Source organism: Allobosea sp. GW822-FHT03F07 (assembly GCF_058801345.1).
In genome coordinates this window covers 44,055-65,307 of record NZ_JBXAND010000013.1, presented here as the reverse complement: position 1 = coordinate 65,307, position 21,253 = coordinate 44,055, and the positions used below count along the sequence as shown (strand labels likewise).

The window sequence follows — 21,253 nt, the reverse complement described above, 5'->3', positions numbered from 1 at the left end:
GTCATCAGCGATGGCTCTTGTAAAACGCAGCACACCGAAGTCTCGTATGACTTGCCCGTAGGCAAGTCCGCAAGAACCCCGCCGTCCACGTTTCTCTTTCTGTCTTCAGTTTTCAAACAGCGTGCACCCAATAGAGACAGGCACTCAACCGATCAAGTCGGCTACAAGCCCTGGCGTTCCAGTGAAGCGCAGAAGAGGCGCCGCTCAGCGGCGGCGCCGTCTCGATGGGCGGTTTATAGGCGGGACAATCCCGGCAAGTCAACAGCCATTTTTCAAAAAAATGCCGACAGGTACCGCTCCGGCGCATCCGCGAACCGGCTTCGCAGCTATTCTGCTCGGCCGGGCAGCCATTTTGGGCCTTTGGCACCGCATTTTGGGCCGAATTCGAAAAATTTCGAATCGCGCAATCCGACCATCCAGCATCCATAGCGGCTGCCGGCCGACAGTTTTGTGACGTCAGCCGATCCGGTTCAGCCTGCCGCCGGTCAGCGGCTGCGGCACGCCGGTCGTCCCGGGCAGGCTGAGCGCCAGTCCCTTGACGGAGCGGATGGCGAGATAGGCGAAGAGTTGGGCTTCGAGCGCGTCGCCATCCCAACCCGCCGCCTCGACGGGTTCGACCGGCACGCCAAGCCGCGCGGCCAAGCGCATCATGAAGTGGCGATTGAGCCTGCCCCCGCCGCCGACCAGCCAACGGCGGGGCGGACGCGGCACATGGCGCAGGGCGGCGACGAGGCTCTCGACGGTGAAGGCTGCGAGCGTCGCCGCGCCATCGGCATCCGACAGCGGCTCTACGATCTGGGCCCGGCGATGGAAATCGTTGCGGTCAAGCGATTTCGGCGCCGGCCTGTCGAAGAAAGGATTGTCCATGAAGGCCGCGACGAGGTCATCGTGGACCCTGCCGCTCGCGGCCAGTTCGCCATCGGCGTCGAAGGGACGGCCGAGGCGGCGCAGCACGAAGTCGTCGAGGATCGCGCTGGCGGGGCCGGTATCGAAGGCGATGACGGTGTCGCCGTCGATATAGGTGACGTTGCCGACGCCGCCGAGGTTCAGCACCATGACGGGCTGCGCCATGCCCCGCGCCAAGGCGCGGTGATAGAGCGGCGCAAAGGGGGCCCCCTCCCCGCCCGCCGCGACATCGGCATGGCGGAAGCGATCGACCGTGGGGATGCCGAGCGCCGCGGCCACGGCGGGACCGTCGATCAACTGGCGGGTGAAGCGCTGCTGCGGCCGATGATAGACGGTCTGGCCATGAAGGCCGACGAGATCGATGCCGGCCGGGTCGAGCTTGTGGTCGGCGATGAAATGCCGGATCGCGGCGAGATGGTCGGCGGTCACCGCCGCCTCCAGCTCCGCGAGTGGCTCGGTCAGAGCCCGCTCCGCCTCGGCGATCAGCATCTGGAGCGAACGGCGCGTGGTTTCCCGATAAGGGTAAGATTTTCCGGCACCAAACGAGACGACATCGCGACCGTCGCTGGTGACGATCGAGACGTCGATGCCGTCCATCGAGGTGCCGCTGATGACGCCGATGGCGGTGAGGCTGTCCTGCTGAAGCCGGTCCATCTGCACTCGCCGCGACCTACCCTTCAAGCGCGATCGAAGCGCAGCCCTACTCGCCGGGCTGAACCCCGTCATAGCCGCCGATGATGACGAGATCGACCTGACCGACCTGGGCGAGGTGCTTCACGGCCTCCTGGTATTCCGGAGAAGCGTAACAGGCACGTGCCGTCGCCTCGTCCTTGAACTCCAGCACGACATTGTGCTTGCGGCCCTCGCCACGGGCGAGCTTGTACTCGCCGCCGCGAACCAGGAACTTCGCGCCATATTTCGCGAAGGCGACGGCGTTCAGCGCGCGATAGCGGGCATATTCCTCTTCGTTCTCGACATCGAGCCGAGCGATCCAGTAGCCCTTGGCCATGCTCAGGCCCCCTCGACCGCGACGAGGTCGATCTCACCGGCGCCCTCGCGCAGCTTCCGCGCCTCGGCATATTCGGGCGAGAACAGATAGGATCGCGCCGAGGCGAAATCCGCGAACTCGATGACGACGTTGCGGGCGCGGCCCTCGCCCTCGCCCACCGTCATCTGGCCACCGCGCACGATCGGCGTGCCGCCATAGATCTTCATCACCTCGGAGGCCTTTGCGGCATAAGCGCCCCATTTGGTCGCGTCGGTGACCTTGGCGCGGCCGATGACATATCCCTTGGGCATGAGCGTATCCGTCTGCTGGAATCAGGTCGAGCGGAGCTTATGAGGCGGCCGCGATCTCGTCCATGATCGCGGCCGTCGCCCCACGCGGGTCGGCTGCGCGAATGATGGGGCGGCCGACGACGAGATGGTCGACCCCCGCGCGGATCGCCTCGCCGGGCGTCAGGGTGCGCTTCTGGTCGCCAGCGGCGCTGTCGGCGGGGCGGATGCCGGGCGTAACGATGACCATGTCGTTGCCGATCACTTCGCGGACGATCGCCGCCTCGGCGGCGGAGCAGACGATTCCGTCGATGCCGCTGGTGCGGGCCTGCTCGGCGCGCAGGCGTACGAGGTCTCGCACGGCGAGCCCGTAGCCGGCATCGCGCAGATCGCCATCATCGTACGAGGTCAACGCCGTGACGGCGAGGAGCTTCATCGCAGCATCGCCGCGCCCCTCGACGGCACCGCGCATGGTCTGCGGGTACGCATGCACCGTAAGGAAGGCAACCCCGAGCTTGGTCAGCGACTCGACACCCTCCGTTACGGTGTTGCCGATGTCGTGCAGCTTCAGATCGAGGAAGACCTTCTTGCCTTCGCTCGTGAGCTGGCGGGCGAGATCGAGCCCGCCGGCGAAGGCAAGGCGATAGCCGATCTTGTAGAAACTCGCGCCGTCGCCCAGCGTCGAGACGATGCGATAGGCGTCCCAGATCGTCGGCACGTCGAGGGCGACGATCAGGCGGTCACGCATGTCGTTGATCTTCTGCATCGTCGCGCTCTCCGCAGCCTGATCCGGGTTGCGGCGAGGAAGGGCCATGATTCGGACCGGGATGCAAGTTCGCCCGCCCCGCACGGGAATGCCTGCCTGTCTGGCGCGTCTTGCAGCATTCGCTTGCCGGCACGGGGGTTTCGACTATCCTCGTGGCAATCGCCATCCATGGTGGAGTTCCGCCATGTCGATCTGGATCGAATTCGGCAACCCCGTCGGCCAATGGAGTGAAGCGGCTTCGATGTCGCTCGGCATGGGCACGAAGCCGGCCGCGGGCGGGCCGGCACGCAAGGCTCAGTCCGGCGACGTTTCGCTCACCAGGGACACCGACGATCTATCCAGCAAGCTGTGGCTTCACGCGACCAAAGGGACGCTGATCGCCCGCGTGACCCTCGAATTCTACAAGGGTGCAAGCGACATCCTCTATCTGACCTATTCGCTCAAGGATGTCCTGATCACGTCGATGTCACACCACAATGCCGGCTTTCGCCCGATGGAGAGCCTGACGTTGTCGGCAGGGTCCCTCTCGTGGCAGTACTTCAAGAGCGAAAGCTGACGGCCGTTCTCAGGCCGCGTCGGGCAGGACCTGCGCGAAGACCTCGGCCCAGACATCGGGCGTCTGCGCGCCGGAGACCGCGAGCTTGCCGTCGACGATGAAGAAGGGCACGCCGGTGACGCCGACCTGGGCTGCATGGGCCTCCAGCCCGATGATCGTCTCGCGCAATTCGCCATTGACGAGTTCGTCTCGCGCGGCCTGCTCGTCGAAGCCCTGCTCGACGGCGATCTGGACCAGGGTTTCGGGATCGCCAATGTCGCGGCCCTCCTGCCAATAGGCCTTGAACAGCGCAGCCTTCATCTCGCCGCCGCGCTGAACGGTCGAGGCGGCCGCGACCAGCATATGCGCCATGCGGGTATTCACGCTCTTCTTGACGGCCGCCCAGTTGAAGGTGACGCCGCTTTCGAGCGCCGCCTCCGACAGCCGCAGCTCGATCTCGCGGCGCTTGCCGGCGCCGAACTTCGCATCGAGATATTGCGTCCGGTCCATGCCTTCGGCCGGCATGTCAGGATTGAGCTCATAAGGCAGCCAGGTGATGGCGACGCGCTCGGTCAGGCCATGGCGGGCGAGGGCGGTCTCGAGCCTGGCCTTACCGATGAAGCACCAGGGACAGGCGAGATCGGAGACGATCGCGATCGGCAGTTTCTCTTGCATGGCGGGTCTCCGGCTCAAATCTTCCGTGCAGCGGCGCCGTAGCGGGCGACTGTGACATCGGACGTCAAAAGGACGATCCCTTCGACAGTCGCCTGAGCGATCAGAATCCTGTCGAATGGATCCTTGTGAATGGGCGCCAGCCCCTCGATCGCCGCCGCGTGCTCGCCCGTCACAGGCAGTTCGCGATAGCGTCGATCGAGAAGACCCCGCCTCAGAAGTCGCGCATCGACCAAGAAATCACTTCGCCCGAGGCCCGTCTTGATCGCCACCTCCCAAATGCTGGCCGCACTAAAGTACAGTTCGCTGTCGGACGTGCCGATGATGGCCATGGCAGCTTCGGAAAGCCTGTCCGGCCTTCCTGCGATCCAGATCAGCAGATGCGTGTCGAGCAGAAATCTCACAGGCGCCCTTCGAACAGGCTTTCGATCTCCTCGCGCCCCATTTCGTCGAAGTCGTCCGGCACCTGAATCTGGCCGATCATGAACCCGACACGATCCGACTTCGCGGCAGGTGGCTCGTCAAGGGGCACGAGCTTGACCATGGGTTTGCCCGCCTTCGCGATGACGATGCTTTCCCCTCGCGCGGCCCGCTCCACGAGACGGGACAGATGAGTCTTGGCCTCGTGGATGTTCACAGTGTCCATATCCCACCATAGCCTAGTCCGGTCAGCTTAGTCCACGTCGTGACGCCGCCTTACCTCGGCGGGTAGACGTGCCCCTCGCCATGCCGATCCTCGGCAAGGGCCTCGGCGCCCGGCGTCTCACAGGCCGACAGGAAAGCGGGACCGACAGGGATCTTTCCGGCCCCGCCGGGGATGTCGAGGATATAGGTCGGCTGGCACAGGCCGGAAAGATGGCCTCGCAGGCTTTTGACGAGGGCCTGCCCTTCCTCCAGCGAGAGCCGGAACCGCGCCGTGCCGGGCGCGAGGTCGGGATGGTGGAGGTAATAGGGCTTCACCCGGTTCTCGACGAAGGCGCGCATCAGGGACGACAGCGTCTCGACATCGGCGTTGACGCCCTTGAGCAGCACGCTCTGGCTGACCAGCACGTGGCCCGCATCGGCGAGGCGGGCCAGCGCAGCGCATGCGGCCGGCGTGAATTCGCGCGGATGGTTGGCATGAACAGCTATGTAGCTTGCCTTGCCGGGAATGCGCAGGGCCGTCGCGTAGTCGTCCGTGATCCTGTCGGGATCGACGATCGGCACGCGCGTGTGCCAGCGCGCGACCTTGATATGGGGAATGGCGGCCAGGCGCCTCGCGACCTCGCGCGCGCGGCGCGCGGAGAGGATCAGCGGGTCGCCGCCGGTCATGATCACCTCCCAGATCTCGCTGTGCTCGGCGAGATAGGCCAGCGCCGCATTGAGCCTGTCGCCTGTCAGCGCATCGCCACCAGGACCGACCATTTCGCGCCGGAAGCAGAAGCGGCAATAGACCGGACAGGCATGGACGAGCTTGAGCAGCGCCCGATCGGGGTAGCGATGCACCACGCCCTCGACCGGCGAATGCGCCTCGTCGCCGATCGGATCGGCGATCTCCCGCGGCAGCGTCACGAGTTCGGCCGGATCGGGGATGAACTGGCGCGCAATGGGGTCGGACGAATCCGCGGAAGCGATGAGCTCCGCTATCGCCGGCGTCACCGCAACCGCGTAGCGCGCGGCCACCGCTCGCAGTTCCTCACGCCGCTCCGGCGCGACGAGACCGGCCTCGACGAGCGCGTCGATGCTGCGCAGCGGCTGGCCGCCAGGGGGCTGGTGAATGGTCATGCCCCTCCCCTGCCCGGTTCCGCGACCGGCGTCCAGAGCACGTCCTCGATCCGGCGGGCGCCGGTGCAGAGCATCACGAGGCGGTCGAAGCCGAGCGCGATGCCGCTCGCTTGCGGCATCGCGGCCAGAGCAGCGAGGAAATCCTCGTCGATCGGATAGCGCTCGCCATAGATGCGCGCCTTCTCGTCCATGTCGGCCTCGAAGCGCCGGCTCTGCTCGGCCGGATCGGTCAGCTCGCCGAAGGCATTCGCCAGTTCGACACCGCAGGCATAAAGCTCGAAGCGCTCGGCCACCCGCGGATCGCCGGGCTTCGGCCGCGCCAGCGCCGCCTCCGAGATCGGGTACTCGCACAGGATCGTGGCCCGGCCGCGTCCGAGGTGTGGCTCGACCTTCTCCGACAGCACGCGGCTGAAGATGTCGGACCAAGTGTCGTCCTCGGCCACGCGGATACCGGCCTCGATCGCATCGGCCGCGAGCCCGCCGCGATCGACGTCGTTATCGGCCGTCACGGTGCGGAGCAGATCGATGCCGGCATACCGGCCGAAAGCTTCCTGCAACGTCAAGCGCTCAGGTTCGGCGAAAGGATCGGCCTCGGCGCCGCGCCAGCTCAGCACGCTGGCCCCGGCGGCCTCCGCGGCTTCAGCCAGCAAGGCGGCGCTATCGCGCATCAATGTTTCGTAGTCCTCTCCGGCGCGATACCATTCCAGCATCGTGAATTCGGGGTGATGCAGGGCAGTCCGCTCGCGATTGCGGAAGACGCGGGCGAGTTCGAAGATGCGGCTCTCACCGGCTGCCAGCAGCTTCTTGGCCGCGAATTCCGGAGAGGTGTGCAGATAGTAGGGATGCGGCTCAGCGGCGTTGTCGATCAGCGTGGTCGCGAAGCCGTGCAGATGCGTCTCGTTGCCTGGAGAGACCTGCAGGATCGCCGCCTCGACCTCGACGAAGTCGCGCGCCTCGAACCAGCGCCGCAGCGCCGCCTTGATGCGGCCGCGCGCCAGCAGCGCCGGGCGCCGGTCGGCATGTATGTCGGGCCGCCAGAAGGGCGGCATGTCGCTTTTCATCATCTCGATGCCGGAACGTCTGAAAGCTTTCGTTTCGCGCGCGAATGCGGTAGTTGCGCGGCAATGAATTCGCACTAGGCGCGCAGGCGCGGCGCAAGCTCAAGGACAAGTCACGTGGTCAAGGTCATCGCATCCTCCGTTCGCAAGGGCAACGTGCTCGAACTCGACGGGCATCTCTGCTCGGTCCTCTCGGCCGAGAGCTTCTTTCCCGGGAAGGGCACGCCGACGACGCAGATCGACATGCGCCGCATCTCCGACGGCGTGAAGATGACCCAGCGCTACAAGACGACCGAGCAGGTCGAGCGCGCCTATGTCGAGGATCGCGACTTCACCTATCTCTACCAGGACGGCGAGCAGTACGTCTTCATGAACCCCGAGACCTTCGACCAGATCCACGTCGATGGCGACGTGGTCGGCAACATGGCTCCCTACCTCCAGGAAGGCATGAAGGTCTCGCTGTCGGTGTTCGAGGACAAGGCCGTCGCGATCGAACTGCCGCAGCGCGTCACGGTCGAGGTCGCCGAGACCGAGCCGGTCACCAAGGGCCAGACCGCGTCGTCCTCCTACAAGCCGGCCATCCTGGTCAACGGCGTGCGGACCGCCGTGCCGCCGCATATCGGCCCCGGCGTGCGTATCGTCGTCATGACCGAAGATGGCTCCTATGTGGAGCGCGCCAAGGATTGATTGGAGCGGACCGCGCTGCAATTGCCGCGGGAAGGCTTATATCGACAGCGCAAGCGGGCCCGACCGGGCCCGTTTTTCGTTTGAGGATAGCGACCCATGCCCATCACCGCTCGCTCTGCCGCGCTCAACGGCTTCGTCCAGACCCTCAAGGCGCTCGACGCCATCCTCGACAAGACCGCCGAGCAGGCGGCCGCGCGCAAGATCCAGCCCGAGGTGCTGCTGAGCGCGCGGCTGGCGCCGGACATGCTGCCCTTCTCACGCCAGATCCAGCTTGCCTGCGACTTCGCCAAGAACGCCGCGGCACGCCTGGCGGGCGGCGAGAACCCGAAGCATCCCGACGAGGAAAAGAGCTTCGACGAGTTGAAGGCGCGCATCGCCAAGGTGCTGGCCTTCGTCGAGGGCATTGACGATGCGGCCTTCGAGGCCGGCGTCACGCGCGAGGTCACCTTCCCGCGCGGCCCGAGCGCGACCGTGACGATGCCGGGCGAGGTCTATCTGACGCGCTTTGCGGTGCCGAACTTCTATTTCCACGCTACGACCGCCTACGCGATCCTGCGCAAGAACGGCATCCAGATCGGCAAGCAGGACTTCCTGCTCGGCGTGCTCGACGGCTGACGAAACGCTGCGGTACCCAGCCGGCGTCGCCAGGAGCGGAGCGACGCGCGATCCAGAACGGTAGAGCCGTTCGTTCCGGATTGCTTCGCTGCGCTCGCAATGACGGAAGGCATGCGGTTGGCTTCATTTGCGCCGCCGCCTTGAAATCGACACCGACCGCTTCCATATGTGCTTCATCGGCGATGTCGAGGGCGGTCCAACGTCTTCCACCGCCGCTGAAGACGGCCATGAGCCGAATGTGTGACGCCGGATGTACGCGCACCGTTCCGCTGCATGGCCGTTGGCGTTTCTGCCCTGCAAATATATCTCGCCGCCTCTGAACTTTCCTTGCGTCAACCTCGACTGCTCTCATCATGGGGCTGCAATCGGGGGGAGGACGTGATGGCGGAGCCGAAGGGCACGGTCTATCTGCGCGCGGGCGGCGCGGAGCTTTTCAGGCAAGACACATCCAAGCGCTTCGCGCGCCGGGTCAACAAGACCCTGCTCAAGATCGACGCGGCGCTGCCGCGCTATGCCAACATCCCACGCGACGAGCGCAAGATGCGGACGCAGGGTCTGCTCGCGCTGATCGCGCTCTGCGACAGCTGGCTCAGCGACAAGCAGACCAAGATCGACCAGCACGAATCCTTCCGCGCCATGGCGATCCAGGATTTGCATGAGGCGGCCGTCGCCGAATTGCGCGGCCTGCAGAACTGGGCCAAGGCCAAGGCTGCCTTCGGCAAGTTGATGCCGAAGGCGTCGATGAAGGGCCATGGCGCGGATCCGGTGCGGCTGATGCAGCAGGAGAACTGGCTCGAGGTGCTGGACAAGCACCACCGGCGCGGACAGGAGCTCAAGAATCATTACGACGACTGGGCAAAATCCGCGGAACAGTGCTCGTTCTGGGAGTATCTCGACAAGCTCGACCCGGCCGTGCGGAAGGACCTGGCGGACGTTTCGGTGCGCTATGTCGACGACCTGATCTACCGGGCGCTGTTCGAGGTCTCCTTCGACAATGGACTGATGCGCTCGCGCATGTCGCCCATCGTCCAGAATATGATCCTCAGCAAGATGTCACGCTCGGTGGTGTTCGCGAATGCCGATGACAAGCTGCTCGACACCAGCACCTGGCCGTCCAACGCGCTGCGCGGCATGTCGACGGGCTGGGCTGCCTTCGTCCTCAGCCCGCAGAACGTGGTCTATGCCGGCATGCATGTGAACGGCCTTTTTCACCATTCCAGCTTCCTGTGCGGGGCGCCCGTCCTGGCCTCGGGCATGATGCGCGTCGAGAACGGCCGGATTCGCGGCGTCCACGAGAAGAACGGGCATTACCGCTCGCAGGAGATGCACATCGCCACCTTCCTGAAGCTGCTGGTGCGCAGGATGCCGAACACCGACTGGCACGATGTCGAGTACATCACCTTCGGCGGGACCTCGATGAGCATCGGGTCGAAGCTAGGCATTCAGCGAAAGCCGTCTCCGCCGCCGCGTCCTGCGCGCGTGGCTGTTCAGCCACCGCCCCGGCAAGGGAGGGTTCAGAACCTGATCTCGCGCTTCAACAGCGGCTGACCGGCGCTGCGCAACACGCGCTCACCAGCAAGTGGCCGCATTGGACAACGCGTGATAGCTGAAATAGCGGACGTAGACGCCCTTGCCGTCGATGACGCTCATCATGGTGTAGGTATCGTCGGCATTTCTTGCGTCGATGATGTCTTGCGGCACAAGCGTTCGGAGCGCCCTGCCCGCCTGCGGATCGCTACGCTCGACCTCAGCCAGGCTGTAGTGCTGAGGGGCGATGCAATGAAGGCGACCGTCTTTCGCTGATGCCTCGAAGGCGCGGATCGAAACAACTTGCACTTCCGACGATGGCGAACCACGCCAGAACGAGAGGGCTACCACGCCGATCGCCAGCCCGGCGATGGTCCAGACAATGGTCTTTCCGATCAGCATTGCCTTATGCATTGCCGCGCCTGACTGAGCTAGCCCTGCAGGAACGGGTTGTTCACCCGCTCCTCGCCGAGCGTGCTCGCGGGCCCGTGCCCCGGCAAGAACTGCACGTCGTCGCCGAGCGGCAAGAGCTTGCTCTTGATGCCGGCGATCAGCGTCTCGTGGCTGCCATAGGGAAAATCGGTCCGGCCGACGGAACCGGCGAAGACGGTGTCGCCCGCGAGCAGGAAGCGCAGATCCTTCTGGAAGAAGGTGACGTGGCCGGGGGTATGGCCAGGCACATGCTGCACGGAGAAGCTGACATCGCCGATCGAGACCTCGTCGCCCTCGACGAGCCAGCGCGACGGCGTCACCGCCTTCATGTCGAGAATGTCGAAGCGCAGGCCCGATCTCGGCAGGTCGTCGAGCAGGAACTTGTCCGCCTCATGCGGTCCGATGATCGGGAGCGACAGCGCTTCCGCGAGTTCGGTCGCGCCGCCGGCATGGTCGAGATGGCCATGGGTCAGCCAGATCGCAGCGGGCGTGACGCCGATCTCCTTCAATGCCCCCTGGATCAAGGCGACATCGCCACCGGGATCGACGATCGCGGCCTGCTTCGTGCGCGTGCACCAGAGGATCGAGCAGTTCTGCTGGAACGCGGTCACCGGGACGACGGCGACGCCGAGAGGCGATTGCGGCTGATCGGTCATAGGATCGTCTCCGTTCGGTTTCGGCCGCAGCCGGTCATCGTCGCGCGCCCTCATAATTCCGAGCGGAGCGACCCACCGTTCAGCGCTTGCCACCACAGCGATTGGCGAGCAGCGAGCGGTAGTCGGCCAGTTCGGAATCCATCAGGCCGACATTCTGCTCGCGCTCGGCGCCGCTCTGGCAGGTCGCGAAAACGGCGCGCGCGCTCTGCAAGAAGCCGACATGCTCGCGCCAGGTCCGGCATTGCGTCGCCTGATCAGCATTCGCGACGGCGGTCAGCCGCGCCTGCTGGCGGCGCAGGCCGCCCTCGTTCTGGAAGAGATCGCGCGAACAACTGGCCGGGCGGCCCTGAGCCAGGACCGGCGGCGCGACCGCGAGCAGCGCGAGAGCGAGACCGCCGAGGACAAAACTCCCAAGGGCACGGCGCCTCATCCGAGGTTCAGCTCCTTGAAGAAGTCGTTGCCCTTGTCGTCGATGACGATGAAGGCCGGAAAATCCTCGACCTCGATGCGCCAGACCGCCTCCATGCCGAGTTCGGGATATTCCAGGACTTCGACCTTCCTGATGCAATCCTGCGCCAGGCGCGCCGCCGGGCCGCCGATCGAGCCGAGATAGAAGCCGCCATGCTTCTTGCACGCTTCCCTTACACTCGCAGAACGGTTGCCCTTGGCGAGCATCACCATCGAGCCGCCGAAGGACTGGAACTGGTCGACGAAGGAATCCATGCGGCCGGCGGTCGTCGGGCCGAAGGAGCCGGAGGCGAAGCCCTCCGGCGTCTTGGCCGGGCCGGCGTAGTAGACCGGGTGGTTCTTCAGATATTCGGGCATGCCCTGCCCGCTCTCGAGCCGCTCGCGGATCTTGGCATGGGCGGAATCGCGGGCGACGATGATCGTCCCCGTCAAAGAAAGCCGCGTCTTCACTGGATATTTCGTCAGCGTAGCAAGGATCTCGCTCATCGGCCGGTTGAGGTCGACCTTGACGACGTCGCCGCCGAGCGAGGCATCCTCGACCTCGGGCAGGTATTTCGCCGGATTGGTCTCCAGCGCCTCGAGGAAGATGCCGTCCCGGGTGATCTTGCCCTTGGCCTGACGATCGGCCGAACAGGAGACGCCCAGACCGATCGGCAGCGAGGCGCCATGGCGCGGCAAGCGGATAACGCGCACGTCATGGCAGAAATATTTGCCGCCGAACTGGGCGCCGACGCCGAGCGACTGCGTCAGCTTGTGGACCTCCTCCTCCATGGCGAGGTCGCGGAAGGCATGGCCGAGCGGCGAGCCTTCAGTCGGCAGCGCATCGAGATATTTCGTCGAGGCGAGCTTGACGGTCTTCAGGTTCTGCTCGGCCGAGGTGCCGCCGATGACGATGGCGAGGTGGTAGGGCGGGCAGGCCGCCGTACCCAGCGTCAGGATCTTCTCCTTCAGGAAGGCCATCATCCGGTCCTTCGTCAGCAGCGAAGGCGTCGCCTGGAAGAGGAAGGTCTTGTTGGCCGAGCCGCCGCCCTTGGCAACGAAGAGGAATTTGTAGGCATCCTCCGCATGTCCCTTGCCCTCGGCATAGATATCTATCTGCGCCGGCAGGTTGGTCGCGGTGTTCTTCTCCTCGAACATCGACAGGGGAGCGACCTGGGAATAGCGCAGGTTGCGCTTGAAATAGGCGTCGGCGACACCCTCGCCCAGGGCCTGCTCGTCCTCGCCGTCGGTCCAGACCATGCGGCCCTTCTTGCCCATGATAATCGCCGTGCCGGTGTCCTGGCACATGGGCAGCACGCCGCCAGCGGCGATGTTGGCGTTCTTGAGCAGGTCGTAGGCGACGAACTTGTCGTTCGAGGTCGCCTCGGGGTCGTCGAGGATCTTCTGGAGCTGGGCGAGATGGCCGGGGCGCAGCAGATGGTTGATGTCGATGAAGGCCTGCTCGCTGAGGCGGCGGATCGCCTCGCGCGACACGCTCAGCACCTCGCGATCGCCGATCTTCTCGACCGAGACGCCTTCGCTGCCGAGCGCGCGATAGGGCGTCTTATCCTCGCCGAGCGGGAAGAGATCGACATGGGTATAGGCCATCGGCGGAACTCCGGCATTGAACGCATTGAACGGCGTCCCCAGGCCCCTGCGGGCAGGAGGATCGCCGGATCGAATAGACGATGTTGCGATCTGGTCAAATGCAAGAGAGTGCGATGGGCTCAAGCCAGCCACGCATCCGGCACATCGAGCGCGATGCGCATGCCTGGGTCAGGCCGCCTTCGCAGCCGACTCGGCCAGGACCGCGTAGATCGCGGCGGGATCGCGGGTATTGCGGATCTGTTCGAGCACCGATGGGTTGCGCAGCACGCGGGCGACACGGGCCAACGCCTTCAGATGATCCGCGCCGGCGCCTTCGGGAGCGATCAGCACGAAGATGATGTCGACAGGCTGGCCGTCGAGGGCGTCGAAATCGATCGGCTTGTCGGCACGGGCGAACAGCCCGACCAGGCGGTCGATGCCCGGCATGCGGCCATGGGGGATCGCGATACCGTCGCCGATGCCGGTCGAGCCCAGCCGCTCGCGCTGCAGCAAGGACTCGAAGAGCTCGCGTTCGGGCAGTCCTGTGACCAGCGCCGCATGCTGGGCCAGTTCCTGCAGCGCCTGCTTCTTGCCGTTGGCCCGCAGAGGCGAAATCACCGCCGCGGGAGTCAGGAGATCGATCAGCGTCATGCGCCAGTCCATGCATGTCCCATGCCGCGCCTGGAGAGATGTGCGGCAGGGTCAAGGTTCGGGGTCCGCCCGGGACCCCGGCAGACCTTAAGACAGCGACGCCGGCGGATCGATCCAGCCGATGTTGCCGTCACGGCGGCGGTATACGACGTTCATCCGGCCATTGCCAGCATGGCTGAAGATCACCACCGGCGCGCCCGTCATGTCGAGCTCGGCGACCGCGTCGCTGATCGTCATCACATGAAGGGATTTGGTCGTTTCGGCCACAATTACGGGGTTGTCGCCAGCTCCGTCGAACTCGACCTCCTCGATTTCATGGTCCGGAGCAGCAATCACATAGCTGGGGATTGCGACGCCCTGCTCACGACCATTGGCTGATGCCGAGCGATCCTTGAGCCGTCGCTTGTAGCGGCGCAGCCGCTTCTCGATGCGCTCCGCCATCTTGTCGAGGCTGGCATAGGCGTCATGCGCCGTGCCGGAGGCCTCGAGCGTGATTCCCGACGACAGATGCAGCACGCCGTCCGTCTTGAAGGCCGTGCCGTCCTTTCCGACGGTGACATGACCTTGATAACCGCCCTCGAAATATTTGCCGAGGGCAGCGGCAACGCGTGCCTCGGCCTGCCCGCGCAGGGCTTCGCCGACATCAAGGTTCTTGCCGGAGATTCGCAAGCTCATGGAGTGCTTCCCCTTGCTAGTCATGGCCGGGAGATCGGCCATCAGTAGGAGCTAAGAACTGGCTACCGGGTATGTCAATGATATGGCCCAAAGATCCAGGGCCGCCGCGCGCAGGGCTCAGCGGCTGCCCATCGCCATGGCAACCTTCTCGCGCCGACGTTCCATCGAAGAGGGAATCCGCAGCGACTCGCGATATTTCGCGACGGTCCGGCGCGCGATGTCGATGCCGCCCGCCTTGAGGCGCGCAACGATCGCATCGTCGGACAGCACATCGGCCGGCGCCTCCTCGTCGATCATCTGGCGGATGCGGAAGCGCACGGCCTCGGCCGAGTGGGCTTCGCCATAGCCGGTGGCAGCGATCGCAGCCGAGAAGAAGTACTTCATCTCGAAGACGCCGCGCGAGCAGATCAGATACTTGTTCGAGGTGACGCGCGAAACGGTCGATTCATGCATGCCGATGGCGTCGGCCACCGTCTTGAGGTTGAGCGGGCGCAGATGCTCGACGCCATGGGCAAAGAAACCGTCCTGCTGGCGCACGATCTCGCTCGCCACCTTCAGGATGGTACGGGCGCGCTGCTCCAGCGACCGGGTGAGCCAGTTCGCCGTCTGCAGGCATTCCGCGATAAAGGCCTTGTCCTCGTCGCTGCGCGCCGCCTTGGAGACGCGGGCGTGATAGGTCTGGTTGATCAGCACGCGCGGTAGCGTGTCGGGGTTCAGATCGACCAGCCAGGATCCGTCGGGCGCGGCGCGGATAAAGACATCCGGCACAACCGTCTCCGCGGTCGAGCCGCCGAAGCCGCGGCCGGGCTTTGGATCGAGCCGCCTGATTTCGGCGACCATGTCGGCGATATCTTCGTCGTCCACACCGCAGAGCCGCTTGAGCGCCGTGAAATCGCGCTTGGCGACGAGGTGGAGATTGGCAACGAGCGCCTGCATCGCGGGGTCGAAGCGGTCGCGGTCACGCAGCTGGATCGACAGGCACTCGCTGACGTCGCGCGCAGCTACACCGGAGGGATCGAAGCTCTGGACGATGCGCAGCACGCCTTCGACGCGGGCGATCGAGACGCCCAGCCGCTCCGCGATATCGGAGACGGCTTCGCCCAGATAGCCGGAATCGTCGACCGCATCGATGAGATGACGACCGATCAGGCGATCCGCCGGTTGATGCACCGCCAGATCGAGCTGCGTGCTGAGATGGTCGTGCAGCGAGGTTTCAATCGTCAGGCTGCTCTCGAATCCGTCTGGCCCCTCCTCGAAGGAGCCGCCGGAGCCGCCATAGGCGCCGCCGATGATGGGCAGGCTGTCGGCGCCGCGCGTATCGAACCGCGCCACGCTGGGCTGCTCGCCCTGGAAGACATTGTCGAGCCCGGTGCCGAGCCGGTTTTCCATGCCCTCCTGGCTGTTCAGGCTTTCGGCGCGGGCATAGGTCTCGGGGTCGGCGGCATGGGCGCCATCCGCGCCATTGGCCTGAAACGGGCCGTCGGAGGCATCGTCGCGCTCCAGCAGCGGATTGCGCTCCAGTTCGCCCTCGACGAAGTTCTGCAGTTCGAGATGCGACAATTGCAGAAGCTTGATCGCCTGCAGCAACTGCGGCGTCATGACCAGGGATTGGCCCTGGCGCAGCTCCATGCGCGGCATCATCGCCATTGCGGCATCGACCCTTCCCTGCCAGCGCGCCATTTCGGCACACTTCTTGCTTGAGGGGCAGACTAGCGCCGTCTGACGAGCGCGTCAAAGCCTTGCCTCAGCATTGAGCAGGGAAATTAATGCACTGCAACATGTGAGGGAAGTGGCCGCTCGGGGTTTCGTTGCCGACCCGTGGACCCATTTCGCCGCGGCGCCGGCGGTAACCGCCAGATCGCCGCTCGTTACGCCAGCGCTGGTGCCATCAGCGGCCGGGCGCACCCCACCGCGTTTACAACCGGAAATCCTCGCCGAGATAGACGCGGCGCACATCGGGGTTGGCGATGATCTCGGCTGGAGAGCCCTCGGTCAGCACCCGGCCGGAATGGATGATGTAGGCGCGATCGACGAGGCCCAGTGTCTCGCGGACGTTGTGGTCCGTAATCAGGACGCCGATTCCGCGATCGGTCAGTTGCCGCACCAGCGCCTGGATGTCGCCGACCGCAATCGGGTCGATGCCGGCGAAGGGCTCGTCGAGCAGGATGAAGGAGGGTTTGCCGGCGAGCGCACGTGCGATCTCGCAACGCCGCCGCTCGCCTCCGGAGAGAGCGATCGAAGGCGCTTTGCGCAGGCGCGCGATGGTGAACTCTTCGAGCAACTGGTCGAGCTGGCGCTCGCGCTCCTTGCGGTTCGGCTCGACCACCTCGAGCACGGCGCGGATGTTGTCCTCGACGCTGAGACCGCGAAAGATCGAGGCTTCCTGCGGCAGATAGCCGATGCCCAGCCGCGCGCGCTGGTACATCGGCAGCTGCGTGATGTCGTTCCCTTCCAGCGAGATCGTGCCGAGATCAGCCGCGACCAGTCCGGTGATCATGTAGAAGATCGTGGTCTTGCCGGCGCCGTTGGGCCCGAGCAGCCCGACGGCCTCGCCCTGGCGCAGGTGAAGGCTCGCATCGCTCACCACCATGCGGCCGCCATAGCTCTTGCGCAGGCCGCTGACCGCGAGGATGCCGGCGCCGCCGATCGCTGCGGCCTCCGCGGAGCCGATGCCCACGACACTGCCGTCGCCTCGCCCGGATCGCCCGAACAGACGGCTGAACACGCCTGCACCGGATTGATGGGTCGTGGGCGCTGCGCGGGCGGGCACCGTCTCGGATTGCGGCATGTCGGAGATTGTCACTGCGGGCGCTGTGCCTGGTCTGGAGGAGAGTTAGGCGGGGTGCCCGCGGGGCGTGCGGACCCAGCTCAGTTGGTCGGCGTCGCCGGTTTGGCGGGCGTTGCGCCGGCCGCGGGTTTGGCGCCCGTTTCAGAATTCGGCACGAAGAAGCCCTGGACGCGGCCGCCCTTGTTCGTCTCGACATTGGCGATGCCGGTGACGGTATTGTAGGTCAGCTTCTCGCCGCGCGTGATGTTGGGGCCGTCGTTCAGCGCGACATTGCCGGTCATAACGACCGTATTGTTGGCGCGGTCGAACACGGCGTTGTCGGAGGTCGCGGCCTGCGTCTTGGAGACGACCGTGACCGGCCCCTTGCACTCGATGCGCTTGATCGAACTGTCGTTCGACTGCCCCGGCGCCGCACCGGCGGCAGCCGGCGCCGCGGGAGCCGTGGCACGGGCCGCACCGGCGCCGCCCTGCCCACCGCCGCGCCCCTCGTAAAACACGGTCATGACCGTACAGCGCACGGTCGTCTCGCCCTGCACGGCAACGACATTGCCGCTGAACACGGCCCTGTTTTCCTTGTCGAGCACGTCGAGCTTGTCGGCGTCGATCTTGATCGGCTCCTTGCTGTCGCCGCCGAGGCCGCCGAGCGGCGAGCTCGCCGCACCGCCGCCGCGGCCGCGGCCCTGGGCGAAGCCGTCCTGCGGCACGCAAGCAAGGATGGCGCCCGCCACCACTGCAAGCATGGCCGCCTGCCGGGAGAGGGTTCCGAAGCGGATGAAGCCGGAGAGGCTCATGGCTACCTGCATTGTCACTGTCCCGTCCCGTTCGACTGATTTCTCGTCGGCGGCGTTTCGCCGGCGGGCGTTGAACGCACTGGCTCAAGCAAATCCAGGCGCGGCGTGCTGCCTTCCCGCTCGGGACCCGCAATCGTGCCGGCCGGTGCATTGGGAATATAGACGCGAACCCGGCCATGGAAAGCAATCAGCGCGCCATTGTCCTTCACATCGAGCGAATCGGCATCCACCGTGTTAGCGTCGACGATGACCTTCACCGGGTCCTTCGAGACCACGGTGCCGCCCTTGAAATCGACATCGGCGGTCTTCATGCGGATATCGTAACCCGCCTCGGTTTTGACCCGGACGTCGTCGACGAGCCGCAGCTTTTCCTTCTGCGTATCGAAATGGCCGGTCTTCGCGTTGACCGTGACCCAGCCCTCGCGCTCCATCTGGAGCCTGGCGGTCAGCGCCTGCAGTTCGACCTGCGTCGGGTTGCGGATCTCCTGAAGGGCCGCCTCGGCCGTCACCTCATAGGGGCGGTTGTCCTTGCGGTAGCCCGACAGACGGGGCGTATCCATCTTCACCTTGCCGCCGGAGATACCGACCGCGCCGAGAGACACATTGGCGACGCCGCGCAGCGGGTTGAGGAACGGCGCCACGATCAGGGCCAGCACGGCGACGACGGCGCCGACGGGAATGGCGCGGCGCAGGAAGCGGACGAGCGTCGTGTGCCGGCGCGCGGCGCCGAAGGCCGCCTGGCGATGCGCCAAGCTCCTCCGTTCCCCGCGCTCATCAGGGCGGGCGGCCCAGTCATTGGTTGTCATCGCCACAGTCATGCCCCGCGCAATGGCAGTCGCTAACGGCTTTTTCGTGTCATCCGGCGCGCGCCCTCGCACCGGCCAGTCACAGCCAGACTGACGCAAGAAGCCTTAGAATTTGTCAAGCATGCGCAAAAATGTCGGCCTCCGACCAACCCGCCAGATCGAGTTCGGCGCGGAAGGGCAGGAAGTCGAAGCAAGCCTTGGCCAAATGGGTGCGCCCTTCGCGTGCGAGCATCGTCTCCAGCCGCGCATGCAGTGCGTGCAGGTGCAGCACGTCCGAGGCCGCGTAAGTGAGCTGGGCATCGCTCAGCGTGTCAGCGCCCCAGTCGGAGGACTGCTGCTGCTTGGAGAGTTCGACGCCGAGCAGTTCCCGCACAAGATCCTTGAGCCCGTGCCTGTCGGTATAGGTGCGGGTCAGCTTGGAAGCGATCTTGGTGCAATAGACCGGGCCGGTGACGACGCCGAAGGCCTGGCGCAGCACCGCGATGTCGAAGCGCGCGAAATGGAACAGCTTGAGGACCGCCGGGTCCTCAAGCAGCCGGATCAGATTGACCGGGCGTTCGCCGCCCTTCGGAATCTGGACGACATCGGCCGTGCCGTCACCGCGCGAGAGCTGGACGACGCAGAGCCGGTCGCGATGCGGGTTCAGCCCGAGCGTCTCGGTGTCGATCGCGATGCTGGCGCCGGCGTCGAAGCCGTCAGGCAGATCGCCGCGATGGAAACGGATGGTCATATCGCAAACCTCGCTCGGGCGCCTGCGCGCCCCTCAAATCCGAAATGAGGCCCGACCGCGCGAAAAGCCCAAGCCTGGACTGAAGCGCCAAGTCTCGTCTGCGGAATGCCAACACCTGTCGCCGCAGCTAGCGGCGCGGAACCCGGCGTTCAAGCCTTTTCTGCGGAGCGTGCGCCGCCGGCGCGTTAACCCTTTATTCACCATATCCTTCCAGCCGCGGCCCGGGCATGCCAGATTGACGGCATCGGAGCCTGATCGATGTCCCTTTTCCGCCTGCTCACCGACTTTGACGGACGTATCGGCCTCGGCCGCTTCTGGCTGGGGAGTGCGCTGGTGACTTTGGCCTTGCTCGGCGTGCAGCAGACGGCACCAATGCTGTTCGGGCATAACGCAGCGGCGGCCGTGGCCTTTGCGCAGTCCTTCGCGCTGTTCCCCTGGGCCGCTCTGGCGGCCAAGCGAGCGGTGGATCGCGGGAGCAGCGCGCTTTACGGGATCGTGCTGATCTGCGCGATCGTCTTGCCCGACCAGATTCAGCCATGGCTGCCCTATGCCTGGGCGCCCTCGCTCGACACGGTCTCCTTGATCGCCTGGCTGTTCGCCCTCGTCGATCTCGGCCTGATGCCGTCAGTGCAAGGCGGGGAAGCGCTTGCGGCGGATGGCGCCGATGCTAAAGCGGGAGCATGGACACCGCCCCACGCCCCGACCTCGATCCCCTCGACCCCGTCGCCCTGACACAGGCGCTTGTCCGCTGCCCCTCCGTGACGCCGCATGAAGGCGGCGCGCTGGCGCTGCTCGGCGCCGTGCTGTCCGATGAGGGATACAGCGTCGAGCGCCCGGTCTTCAGCGCGCCCGGCACGCCCGATATCGAAAACCTCTACGCCCGCATCGGCACGGAAGGACCGGTCTTCGTCATCGCCGGCCATACCGACGTCGTGCCGGTCGGCGATGCGGCGGCCTGGACGCGCGATCCCTTCGGCGGCACCGTCGCGGACGGCGCGCTGCATGGTCGCGGCGCCTGCGACATGAAGGGCGGGCTCGCCGCGATGATGGCGGCTGCCCTGCGCTTCCGGCGTGAGAACCCCGAAGCGCCGGGCTCGATCGCCTTCCTCGTCACCGGCGATGAGGAAGGCCCGGCCGTCAACGGCACCATCAAGCTGCTGGACTGGGCGCATGCGCGCGGCGAGCGCTTTGATCATTGCCTGCTCGGCGAGCCGACCAATCCGGCCGCGATGAGCGACATGATCAAGATCGGCCGGCGCGGCTCGCTGACCGGCCGCCTGACCGTCAATGGCAAGCAGGGCCATGTCGGCTACCCGCATCTCGCCGACAATCCGATCCGCGGCATGGTGCGGCTGCTGGCGGCGCTGGACGCTGCGCCTCTCGACCAAGGCACCGAGCATTTCGACCCGAGCAATCTCGAAGTGACGACGCTCGATGTCGGCAACCCCGCGACCAATGTCGTGCCCGCCCAAGCGAAGGCCGTCTTCAACATCCGCTTCAACGACGTCTGGACGCCGGAGACGCTGGCGGCCGAGATCGAGCGACGCCTGCGCGAGGCCGCAGGCAACGCGGTGCGCTACGAAATCAGCTTCGACCCGACCAATTCGGTCGCCTTCCTGACCCAGCCCGGCCCCTTTGTCGCGATGGTCGCCGACGCGGTCGAGGCCGAGACCGGCAAACGCCCGGCGCTCTCGACCACGGGCGGCACCTCGGATGCACGCTTCATCAAGAATTACTGTCCGGTGGTCGAATACGGCGTCGTCGGCCAGACCATGCATCAGGTCGACGAATGCGTCGCGGTCGCGGACCTGCTGGCGCTGGAGCGGATCACCCATCGGCTGCTCAGCAGTTATTTTGCAGTGCAGCATGGGCCTTGACGCCCCGG

The 21,253-nt window shown here is 65.7% G+C and carries 27 protein-coding genes; 7 read left to right on the top strand and 20 right to left on the bottom strand.

The features are described 5' to 3' along the window. A partial coding sequence (locus AC1RMY_RS24275; protein WP_492868962.1) for a hypothetical protein occupies positions 1-429 on the top strand: 429 nt, incomplete at its 5' end. A 27-nt stretch (positions 430-456) separates the two neighbouring features. Here AC1RMY_RS24275 and AC1RMY_RS24270 read toward each other — a convergent pair. From AC1RMY_RS24270 to pyrF, 4 genes are read right to left on the bottom strand one after another with little or no spacing between them, the layout of a single operon-like run. Beyond that, a complete protein-coding gene (locus AC1RMY_RS24270) occupies positions 457-1,560 on the bottom strand; it encodes an anhydro-N-acetylmuramic acid kinase (RefSeq protein ID WP_492868960.1) in 1,104 nt (367 codons plus the stop codon). Positions 1,561-1,606: 46 nt separating this feature from the next. Further along, complete coding sequence (locus AC1RMY_RS24265) at positions 1,607-1,915, bottom strand: DUF1330 domain-containing protein (protein WP_492868959.1); 309 nt, start codon at positions 1,913-1,915, stop codon at positions 1,607-1,609. 2 nt (positions 1,916-1,917) lie between these two features. Next, on the bottom strand, positions 1,918-2,205 hold the full coding sequence (locus AC1RMY_RS24260; protein WP_492868958.1) for a DUF1330 domain-containing protein: 288 nt from the start codon (positions 2,203-2,205) through the stop codon (positions 1,918-1,920). A gap of 37 nt (positions 2,206-2,242) precedes the next feature. Continuing rightward, positions 2,243-2,947 carry an orotidine-5'-phosphate decarboxylase gene (gene pyrF, locus AC1RMY_RS24255; RefSeq protein ID WP_492868956.1) on the bottom strand — a complete coding sequence of 235 codons (705 nt, stop codon included), beginning with the start codon at positions 2,945-2,947 and terminating at the stop codon, positions 2,243-2,245. Positions 2,948-3,131: 184 nt separating this feature from the next. Here pyrF and AC1RMY_RS24250 point away from each other — a divergent pair, with 184 nt between their 5' ends. Continuing rightward, entirely contained in the window at positions 3,132-3,503 is a 372-nt protein-coding gene (locus AC1RMY_RS24250; protein ID WP_492868954.1) for a type VI secretion system tube protein Hcp, read from the top strand. A 9-nt stretch (positions 3,504-3,512) separates the two neighbouring features. Here the strand turns inward: AC1RMY_RS24250 and AC1RMY_RS24245 are convergent, their stop codons facing one another. From AC1RMY_RS24245 to epmA, 5 genes are read right to left on the bottom strand one after another with little or no spacing between them, the layout of a single operon-like run. Further along, positions 3,513-4,157 carry a DsbA family oxidoreductase gene (locus tag AC1RMY_RS24245; RefSeq protein WP_492868953.1) on the bottom strand — a complete coding sequence of 215 codons (645 nt, stop codon included), beginning with the start codon at positions 4,155-4,157 and terminating at the stop codon, positions 3,513-3,515. A gap of 14 nt (positions 4,158-4,171) precedes the next feature. Further along, the gene (locus AC1RMY_RS24240; RefSeq protein ID WP_492868952.1) at positions 4,172-4,558 is read right to left on the bottom strand and encodes a type II toxin-antitoxin system VapC family toxin; all 387 of its coding nucleotides are present in this window, start codon (positions 4,556-4,558) and stop codon (positions 4,172-4,174) included. Beyond that, positions 4,555-4,800, bottom strand: a complete 246-nt coding sequence (locus AC1RMY_RS24235; protein WP_492868951.1) for a type II toxin-antitoxin system Phd/YefM family antitoxin — start codon at positions 4,798-4,800, stop codon at positions 4,555-4,557. The genes AC1RMY_RS24240 and AC1RMY_RS24235 overlap by 4 nt, the downstream gene beginning before the upstream one ends. Before the next feature lie 50 nt (positions 4,801-4,850). After that, positions 4,851-5,918 carry a lysine-2,3-aminomutase-like protein gene (locus AC1RMY_RS24230; protein ID WP_492868950.1) on the bottom strand — a complete coding sequence of 356 codons (1,068 nt, stop codon included), beginning with the start codon at positions 5,916-5,918 and terminating at the stop codon, positions 4,851-4,853. Further along, positions 5,915-6,979 carry an EF-P lysine aminoacylase EpmA gene (epmA, locus tag AC1RMY_RS24225; RefSeq protein WP_492868974.1) on the bottom strand — a complete coding sequence of 355 codons (1,065 nt, stop codon included), beginning with the start codon at positions 6,977-6,979 and terminating at the stop codon, positions 5,915-5,917. Before epmA ends, AC1RMY_RS24230 begins: the two co-directional genes overlap by 4 nt. Positions 6,980-7,093: 114 nt before the next feature. On the opposite strand from epmA, the gene efp reads away from it, so the two are divergent. From efp to AC1RMY_RS24210, 3 genes are all read left to right on the top strand, one after another. Then, entirely contained in the window at positions 7,094-7,663 is a 570-nt protein-coding gene (gene efp, locus AC1RMY_RS24220) for an elongation factor P (RefSeq protein ID WP_492868949.1), read from the top strand. 96 nt (positions 7,664-7,759) lie between these two features. Further along, entirely contained in the window at positions 7,760-8,278 is a 519-nt protein-coding gene (locus AC1RMY_RS24215) for a DUF1993 domain-containing protein (protein WP_492868948.1), read from the top strand. Between the two features lie 381 nt (positions 8,279-8,659). Then, entirely contained in the window at positions 8,660-9,826 is a 1,167-nt protein-coding gene (locus AC1RMY_RS24210; RefSeq protein WP_492868947.1) for an IQM protein middle domain-containing protein, read from the top strand. Between the two features lie 21 nt (positions 9,827-9,847). Here the strand turns inward: AC1RMY_RS24210 and AC1RMY_RS24205 are convergent, their stop codons facing one another. The 11 genes from AC1RMY_RS24205 to AC1RMY_RS24155 all read right to left on the bottom strand — a co-directional run bounded on the left by AC1RMY_RS24205 (position 9,848) and on the right by AC1RMY_RS24155 (position 19,368). Continuing rightward, a complete protein-coding gene (locus AC1RMY_RS24205) occupies positions 9,848-10,207 on the bottom strand; it encodes a hypothetical protein (RefSeq protein ID WP_492868945.1) in 360 nt (119 codons plus the stop codon). A 29-nt stretch (positions 10,208-10,236) separates the two neighbouring features. Continuing rightward, positions 10,237-10,893 carry an MBL fold metallo-hydrolase gene (locus AC1RMY_RS24200; RefSeq protein WP_492868943.1) on the bottom strand — a complete coding sequence of 219 codons (657 nt, stop codon included), beginning with the start codon at positions 10,891-10,893 and terminating at the stop codon, positions 10,237-10,239. Between the two features lie 79 nt (positions 10,894-10,972). Then, a complete protein-coding gene (locus AC1RMY_RS24195; RefSeq protein WP_492868941.1) occupies positions 10,973-11,323 on the bottom strand; it encodes a hypothetical protein in 351 nt (116 codons plus the stop codon). Then, a complete protein-coding gene (locus AC1RMY_RS24190) occupies positions 11,320-12,948 on the bottom strand; it encodes a fumarate hydratase (protein ID WP_492868940.1) in 1,629 nt (542 codons plus the stop codon). Before AC1RMY_RS24190 ends, AC1RMY_RS24195 begins: the two co-directional genes overlap by 4 nt. Before the next feature lie 168 nt (positions 12,949-13,116). Then, positions 13,117-13,578: a PTS IIA-like nitrogen regulatory protein PtsN gene (ptsN, locus tag AC1RMY_RS24185; protein ID WP_492868938.1), complete on the bottom strand. Its 462-nt coding sequence runs from the start codon at positions 13,576-13,578 to the stop codon at positions 13,117-13,119. 87 nt (positions 13,579-13,665) lie between these two features. Then, positions 13,666-14,253, bottom strand: coding sequence for a ribosome hibernation-promoting factor, HPF/YfiA family (hpf, locus tag AC1RMY_RS24180; RefSeq protein WP_492868972.1), 588 nt, complete (start codon positions 14,251-14,253; stop codon positions 13,666-13,668). A 117-nt stretch (positions 14,254-14,370) separates the two neighbouring features. Beyond that, positions 14,371-15,900, bottom strand: a complete 1,530-nt coding sequence (gene rpoN / locus AC1RMY_RS24175; protein ID WP_492868971.1) for an RNA polymerase factor sigma-54 — start codon at positions 15,898-15,900, stop codon at positions 14,371-14,373. 268 nt (positions 15,901-16,168) lie between these two features. After that, positions 16,169-17,041 (bottom strand): LPS export ABC transporter ATP-binding protein, encoded by an 873-nt coding sequence (gene lptB / locus AC1RMY_RS24170; protein ID WP_492868937.1) that lies wholly within the window; start codon positions 17,039-17,041, stop codon positions 16,169-16,171. An 80-nt stretch (positions 17,042-17,121) separates the two neighbouring features. Beyond that, entirely contained in the window at positions 17,122-17,844 is a 723-nt protein-coding gene (locus AC1RMY_RS24165; protein WP_492868935.1) for an LptA/OstA family protein, read from the bottom strand. A gap of 2 nt (positions 17,845-17,846) precedes the next feature. Beyond that, complete coding sequence (lptC, locus tag AC1RMY_RS24160) at positions 17,847-18,584, bottom strand: LPS export ABC transporter periplasmic protein LptC (RefSeq protein ID WP_492868934.1); 738 nt, start codon at positions 18,582-18,584, stop codon at positions 17,847-17,849. A gap of 169 nt (positions 18,585-18,753) precedes the next feature. Next, on the bottom strand, positions 18,754-19,368 hold the full coding sequence (locus AC1RMY_RS24155) for a ribonuclease D (RefSeq protein ID WP_492868932.1): 615 nt from the start codon (positions 19,366-19,368) through the stop codon (positions 18,754-18,756). A 258-nt stretch (positions 19,369-19,626) separates the two neighbouring features. On the opposite strand from AC1RMY_RS24155, the gene AC1RMY_RS24150 reads away from it, so the two are divergent. Next, the gene (locus tag AC1RMY_RS24150; protein WP_492868930.1) at positions 19,627-20,100 is read left to right on the top strand and encodes a DUF805 domain-containing protein; all 474 of its coding nucleotides are present in this window, start codon (positions 19,627-19,629) and stop codon (positions 20,098-20,100) included. Further along, positions 20,049-21,245: a succinyl-diaminopimelate desuccinylase gene (gene dapE / locus AC1RMY_RS24145; protein WP_492868929.1), complete on the top strand. Its 1,197-nt coding sequence runs from the start codon at positions 20,049-20,051 to the stop codon at positions 21,243-21,245. Before AC1RMY_RS24150 ends, dapE begins: the two co-directional genes overlap by 52 nt. The last annotated feature ends 8 nt before the right edge of the window (positions 21,246-21,253 follow it).

Coding starts and splice junctions, on each gene's coding strand:
- AC1RMY_RS24270 (WP_492868960.1), bottom strand. CDS start 1,560: ATGGACCGGCTTCAGCAGGACAGCCTCACCGCCATCGGCGTCATCAGC.
- AC1RMY_RS24265 (WP_492868959.1), bottom strand. CDS start 1,915: ATGGCCAAGGGCTACTGGATCGCTCGGCTCGATGTCGAGAACGAAGAG.
- AC1RMY_RS24260 (WP_492868958.1), bottom strand. CDS start 2,205: ATGCCCAAGGGATATGTCATCGGCCGCGCCAAGGTCACCGACGCGACC.
- pyrF (WP_492868956.1), bottom strand. CDS start 2,947: ATGCAGAAGATCAACGACATGCGTGACCGCCTGATCGTCGCCCTCGAC.
- AC1RMY_RS24250 (WP_492868954.1), top strand. CDS start 3,132: ATGTCGATCTGGATCGAATTCGGCAACCCCGTCGGCCAATGGAGTGAA.
- AC1RMY_RS24245 (WP_492868953.1), bottom strand. CDS start 4,157: ATGCAAGAGAAACTGCCGATCGCGATCGTCTCCGATCTCGCCTGTCCC.
- AC1RMY_RS24235 (WP_492868951.1), bottom strand. CDS start 4,800: ATGGACACTGTGAACATCCACGAGGCCAAGACTCATCTGTCCCGTCTC.
- AC1RMY_RS24230 (WP_492868950.1), bottom strand. CDS start 5,918: ATGACCATTCACCAGCCCCCTGGCGGCCAGCCGCTGCGCAGCATCGAC.
- epmA (WP_492868974.1), bottom strand. CDS start 6,979: ATGAAAAGCGACATGCCGCCCTTCTGGCGGCCCGACATACATGCCGAC.
- AC1RMY_RS24215 (WP_492868948.1), top strand. CDS start 7,760: ATGCCCATCACCGCTCGCTCTGCCGCGCTCAACGGCTTCGTCCAGACC.
- AC1RMY_RS24210 (WP_492868947.1), top strand. CDS start 8,660: ATGGCGGAGCCGAAGGGCACGGTCTATCTGCGCGCGGGCGGCGCGGAG.
- AC1RMY_RS24205 (WP_492868945.1), bottom strand. CDS start 10,207: ATGCTGATCGGAAAGACCATTGTCTGGACCATCGCCGGGCTGGCGATC.
- AC1RMY_RS24200 (WP_492868943.1), bottom strand. CDS start 10,893: ATGACCGATCAGCCGCAATCGCCTCTCGGCGTCGCCGTCGTCCCGGTG.
- AC1RMY_RS24195 (WP_492868941.1), bottom strand. CDS start 11,323: ATGAGGCGCCGTGCCCTTGGGAGTTTTGTCCTCGGCGGTCTCGCTCTC.
- AC1RMY_RS24190 (WP_492868940.1), bottom strand. CDS start 12,948: ATGGCCTATACCCATGTCGATCTCTTCCCGCTCGGCGAGGATAAGACG.
- ptsN (WP_492868938.1), bottom strand. CDS start 13,578: ATGACGCTGATCGATCTCCTGACTCCCGCGGCGGTGATTTCGCCTCTG.
- hpf (WP_492868972.1), bottom strand. CDS start 14,253: ATGAGCTTGCGAATCTCCGGCAAGAACCTTGATGTCGGCGAAGCCCTG.
- rpoN (WP_492868971.1), bottom strand. CDS start 15,900: ATGGCGATGATGCCGCGCATGGAGCTGCGCCAGGGCCAATCCCTGGTC.
- lptB (WP_492868937.1), bottom strand. CDS start 17,041: ATGCCGCAATCCGAGACGGTGCCCGCCCGCGCAGCGCCCACGACCCAT.
- AC1RMY_RS24165 (WP_492868935.1), bottom strand. CDS start 17,844: ATGCAGGTAGCCATGAGCCTCTCCGGCTTCATCCGCTTCGGAACCCTC.
- AC1RMY_RS24155 (WP_492868932.1), bottom strand. CDS start 19,368: ATGACCATCCGTTTCCATCGCGGCGATCTGCCTGACGGCTTCGACGCC.
- AC1RMY_RS24150 (WP_492868930.1), top strand. CDS start 19,627: ATGTCCCTTTTCCGCCTGCTCACCGACTTTGACGGACGTATCGGCCTC.
- dapE (WP_492868929.1), top strand. CDS start 20,049: ATGGACACCGCCCCACGCCCCGACCTCGATCCCCTCGACCCCGTCGCC.